This is a genomic window from Plantactinospora sp. ZYX-F-223 (genome assembly GCF_039649625.1).
Taxonomy (GTDB): Bacteria; Actinomycetota; Actinomycetes; order Mycobacteriales; family Micromonosporaceae; genus Plantactinospora.
In genome coordinates this window covers 1-5,059 of the sequence record NZ_JBDJAV010000118.1, presented here as the reverse complement: position 1 = coordinate 5,059, position 5,059 = coordinate 1, and the positions used below count along the sequence as shown (strand labels likewise).

Sequence of the window (5,059 nt, the reverse complement as noted above, 5' to 3'; positions counted from 1 at the left end):
CATTCCACCGAACCGACTCGATCATGAAATCGAACCGGACAGCCGGGACGCGGTTCGCAGGCGGGCGGATAGCACCCAGCTACTGGGTGTCCGGGCGGCGAGCTGGTGTGACCAGGCCGGACTCGTAGGCGAGCACCACAAGCTGGGCCCGGTCGCGCGCCCGGAGCTTGGTCATGGCCCGGCTGACATGGGTCTTGGCAGTGGCCAGACTGATCACCATCTGCGCGGCGATCTCATCGTTGGACATACCTCGCGCGGCCAGCGCCACCACCTCACGTTCCCGGTTGGTCAGCACGTCCAGCGCGGACGAGAGCTGCCCCTGCGGCGGTCGGGCGACGTATTCGTCGATCAGCCGGCGGGTGATGGTGGGTGACAGCAGCGCGTCGCCCCGGGCGGCGACGCGTACGCCGTGCAGCAGGTCCTCCGGCTCCGTGTCCTTCACCAGGAAGCCACTGGCGCCGGCCCGCAGCGCGGTGTAGACGTACTCGTCGAGGCCGTAGTTGGTCAGCATCACCACCCGGGTACCGGTCAGCCGGGGATCGGCGACCATCTGCCGGGTCGCCTGGATACCGTCGAGCACTGGCATCTGGATGTCGACCAGGGCGACGTCCGGCACATGCTGCACGGCGAGCCTGACCGCCTGTTCACCGTCAGCAGCCTCGGCGACCACTTCGATGTCGTCCTCGGCGGCAAGCAGCGCACGGAACCCGGCACGGATCAGCGCCTGGTCGTCGGCGAGCAGCACCCGGATCACGCGGCCGCTCCGCACGGCAGATCGGCCCGGACGGCGAAACCACCGCCGTCGCGTGGCCCGGCGTGCAGTGAGCCACCGAGGGCCGCCACCCGCTCCCGCATGCCGACCAGGCCAACGCCGGGCACCGCATCCGACCCGCCGTTACCGCTTCCGTTGCCGCTCCCGTCGTCGTCGACCCGTACGGTCAGCGACTCGGCACGGTAGTCGAGTTCGATCGCGGCGGTGGCCGGTCCGGCATGCCGGGCGACGTTGGTCAACGCCTCCTGGATGATCCGGTACGCGGCCCGGTCGACCGGGGCGGGCAGGGTACGCGGCTGCCCCGTGATCCGTACGGTGACCGGCAGACCTGCCCGGCGGGCCCCGCCGACCAGGTGTTCCAGCCGGTCCAGACCGGTTCCGGGATTGTCGTCGTCGCTGCGCAGCACCTCGAGGGTGGCCCGCAGTTCCCGGATCGCCTCGCCGCTGGCCTGCTGGATGGCGAGCAGCGCGTCGGGAATCGGCTCGTCGCGCTTGCGGGCCAGGTGCACGGCGACACCGGCCTGCACTTTGATGATCGAGATGCTGTGTGTCAACGAGTCGTGCAGTTCGCGGGCGATCCGCAGCCGCTCCTCGTCGGCGCGGCGGCGGGCGGTCTCCTCACGGGTCCGTTCCGCGTCGGCCGCCCGCTGCTCCACCTCTTCCAGGTACGCCTGGCGGTGCCGGGCCACCTCGGCGAGAGTACAGGCCGCAACCATCCAGCCGACGAGCAGGAACCACCGCTGGAAGACGTCGGGAGGCGACTCGGCACCACCGCCGAGGGCCACCTCACCGGCGAAGCCACCGACCAGGACGGCCCCGAGGGCGACAAACGCCGCCCGGCGGTGCCCGGCACGGACCGCCGCGTACAGCACGAACAGCACCGGTACGGCGGGGATGACCCCGGGATAGCCGCGGAGCTGGTAACCGAGCAGGCAGGCGGTGGCGACACCGAGCACCAGCCGGGGTGACCGGTGCCGGAACGCCAGCGTCGCGGCCGCGAGCAGCAGCAGGAGGTAGCCGCCCAGGTCGAGATCCACCCGGCCGGGCGGTGCGGTCCGGGCGCCGAGCAGCACCAGTACCGCGACACCGGCGGCGACCAGCCAGTCCCGCTGTGTCGTCGCCGTGCCGCGCCACCATCCGCGCCTGCTTCCGTCGCGCATCCCCGAACGGTAGACGACCGTCGCCGCACACCGCGTCGGGCCGGGGATGTAGCCGGGTACTACCGCCCGGGGCGTACTCCTCTACCGGCCTGCGTCACCGTCGGCAGTGGCGGTTGTCCGCGCTGGACGGACGACCGGGACCCGGTCCGGACGGCATCGTCGACAGGTGTGGCGCCGGCACCCCGGCCGGTTGCCGACGCTGCCGGACGGCACGTCGACCGTGCGTCGGCGCGACCGCCAGGCGAGTCGAGGAGGAGACCATGACCAGCACACCTGCTCAGCGCACCCGACTTCAGGGCGGCGGGGCCGACGTGCCCGACGGCGCCCGGGCCGGGGCGCCCGGCGGCACGGTCCGGGTCGTCCGTGGGCTCGCGCTGCTCTCCAGCGGCCTGCTCGCCGGTGCGTTCTGCTACGGGGCGGTCAACGTCGTGCAGGCGTTCCAGTCCGTCCCGCTCGAGGTACGGCTGACCTTCCACACCGCCCTGATGCGGATGAACGGCCCGGTGATGCAGTCGACGATGGGCGTAGCCTTCCTCAGCACACTGGTCCTGGCCGTCCTGTTCCGCAACACGCCACGGATGCTCGCCGCCGGAGCCAGCCTGCTGACCCTGACCACGTTCCTGGTCACCCGGCTCGGCAACGTGCCGATCAACCGCCAGATCAGGGAGTGGCTCGCCGGCTCGGTTCCCGCCGACCACGCGGCGATCCTGCAACGCTGGGAGCTGCTGAACTATCTCCGCACCTGCACCGCGCTGACCGCCTTCGTCCTGCTGCTGCTCATCGTCGACCGCGCCACGGCCATCGCCGCCGGGCGGCACACGCAGCCGGAGCGGCGGCGGTGACGGTGCCGACCGTCGAGCGGCCTGCGCGGCGCGGGTCGGCCGGCCGGGCGGTGGTCGGGCTGGTCACGGGGCGGCGTACCAGTTGGGTGATGTTGGGATTCTGGCTGGTCGCGGCGGTGGTGGCCGCCGGCCTCGCCGGCCGGTTGGGCTCGGTGCAGGACGACGACTCCGGTTCGTCCCTGCCGGCCGGCGCCGAGTCCGCCCGGGTGCTGCGGATCCAGACCTCGACCGCGTCCGACGGGCCGCTGCCGGCGGTCGTCGTCTACACCCGGCCGACCGGGCTGACCGAAACCGATCGCGAAAAGGTCGCCGCCGACGCGCGGGCCTTCGCCCGACGGACCGACCTCGGGGGTACGGTGCTCGGCCCCACCCTGGCCCGCGACGGTACCGCCGCCCGACTCGTCGTGCCGCTCGATCTCGGCCCGGACCCCTTCGACGGGGTCGCGGACGCGGTCGGCACGGTCCGGCAGACCGCGCGGCAGGACGCGGCGGGAATGAGCGTGTACGTCGCCGGTGCCGCCGGCTCGCTCGCCGACCAGAGCGCGGCGGTCAGCGGTTTCGACGGCCGCCTGTTACTGGCCACCGTCGCCGTCGTCGTGCTGATCCTGCTGGTCACTTACCGCAGCCCGGTGTTGTGGCTGCTGCCGGTACTCTGCGCCGGCCTGGCGCTGATCGCCGCGCAGGCGGTGGTCTACCTGCTCGCCCGGTACGCACAGTTGACCGTCACCGCGGACAGCGGCGCGATCCTGACCATCCTCGTCTTCGGCGCGGCCACCGACTATGGACTACTGCTGATCGCCCGCTACCGCGAGGAATTGCGCCGCCATCGGGACCGGCACGACGCGATGGGATTCGCGCTGCGCCGGTCCGCGCCGGCCCTCCTGGCCAGTGCCGGTACCGCGGCCGCCGCCATGTCGTGTCTGCTGCTCGCCGAGCTGAGCTGGACCCGGGGACTCGGCCCGGTACTGGCCGTCGGCGTGCTGACCGGACTGGTGGTGATGCTGACCGCGTTCCCGGCTCTGCTGGTCCGGTGCGGCCGCTGGGTCTTCTGGCCGGTCCGGCCGCGGTACGGCGGCTCGGACGTCGAGGTGGATGCCGTCCCGTCGACCGGGGCTGGCGCGGCGACGGCGCGGTCCGGCCCGGTAGCCGACGTCCGCGCGCAGACCCGGGCCGGCACGATCGACTGGTGGACCCGGATCGGGCGGGTGATCGCCCGCCGGCCCCGGGTGACGTGGCTGGCGACCAGCCTCGCGCTCGGTGCGCTGGCCCTGGGCACCATTCAGCTCGACGCGACCGGCCTGACCTCGTCGGAGTCGTTCCGGGGCAGCCACGAATCGGAACGCGGCGCACAGGTGTTGGCCCGGCACTTCGCGGCCGGCGTCGGCACCCCGATCGCGGTGGTCAGCCACCCCGGCCGGGCGGAGCGGGTACGGGCGACACTTGCCGCCGTACCCGGGGTGGATCCCGGGTCGCTGACTCCAACAGAGCTGCGCGCCGGGCAGGCGTACCTGGAGGCGACGCTGACCGATCCCGCCGACAGCCGCCCGGCGTACGACACGGTCGACCGGGTGCGCGCGGCGCTGCGTGCGGTACCCGAGGCGCAGGCGCTCGTCGGCGGGGAGACCGCGATCCGGCTTGACGTGCAGCGGACCGCCCGGAGCGACCGGAACCTCCTGGTACCGATCGTCTTCGCGGTGGTCTTCGCCATCCTGGTGCTACTGCTGCGATCACTGGTGGCACCACTGCTGCTGGTCGGCACCGTGGTGCTCTCGTTCGGCGCGGCGCTCGGCGCCAGCGTACTGGTGTTCCGGCACGTCTTCGGGTTCACCGGCGAGGACAGTTCACTGCCGCTCTACCTGTTCGTCTTCCTCGTCGCGCTCGGCGTCGACTACAACATCTTCCTGATGACCCGGGTACGCGAGGAGACCGTCCGGCACGGCACCCGGCGGGCGACCCTGATCGGGCTGGCCGCGACCGGCGGGGTGATCACCTCCGCCGGCCTGGTGCTCGCCGGTACCTTCGCCGTGCTGACCACACTACCGCTGACGATGATCGTCCAGCTCGGCTTCGCGGTGGCCTTCGGCATCCTGCTGGACACCGTCATCGTCCGGTCCGTACTGGTACCCGCACTGAGCCTGGACGTCGGCCGGTACCTGTGGTGGCCACACCGACTGTTCCGCGAGGCGGACCGGGCTGGTCCGACGGTGCGGTCCAGGGACGACGACACCGCCGAGGCAGCGGCCGGCGCAGCCAGCACCTGACGGGCTGCCGGGGCTGGAGACGCT

General features: G+C 72.5%; 4 protein-coding genes. 2 read left to right on the top strand and 2 right to left on the bottom strand.

Annotated elements, in window-relative coordinates:
- Positions 1-79 precede the first annotated feature (79 nt).
- Both AAH979_RS42420 and AAH979_RS42415 read right to left on the bottom strand, forming a co-directional pair.
- Positions 80-754: a response regulator transcription factor gene (locus AAH979_RS42420; protein ID WP_346263766.1), complete on the bottom strand. Its 675-nt coding sequence runs from the start codon at positions 752-754 to the stop codon at positions 80-82.
- On the bottom strand, positions 751-1,932 hold the full coding sequence (locus AAH979_RS42415; RefSeq protein ID WP_346263765.1) for a histidine kinase: 1,182 nt from the start codon (positions 1,930-1,932) through the stop codon (positions 751-753). Before AAH979_RS42415 ends, AAH979_RS42420 begins: the two co-directional genes overlap by 4 nt.
- A gap of 260 nt (positions 1,933-2,192) precedes the next feature.
- Between AAH979_RS42415 and AAH979_RS42410 the strand changes: the two genes are divergently transcribed.
- The gene (locus AAH979_RS42410; RefSeq protein WP_346263764.1) at positions 2,193-2,774 is read left to right on the top strand and encodes a DUF1772 domain-containing protein; all 582 of its coding nucleotides are present in this window, start codon (positions 2,193-2,195) and stop codon (positions 2,772-2,774) included.
- Complete coding sequence (locus AAH979_RS42405) at positions 2,771-5,035, top strand: MMPL family transporter (RefSeq protein WP_346263763.1); 2,265 nt, start codon at positions 2,771-2,773, stop codon at positions 5,033-5,035. Before AAH979_RS42410 ends, AAH979_RS42405 begins: the two co-directional genes overlap by 4 nt.
- Positions 5,036-5,059 lie beyond the last annotated feature (24 nt).

Excerpts from the sequence above, each read along its gene's own strand:
- AAH979_RS42415 (WP_346263765.1), bottom strand. The coding sequence starts at position 1,932 with ATGCGCGACGGAAGCAGGCGCGGATGGTGGCGCGGCACGGCGACGACA.
- AAH979_RS42410 (WP_346263764.1), top strand. The coding sequence starts at position 2,193 with ATGACCAGCACACCTGCTCAGCGCACCCGACTTCAGGGCGGCGGGGCC.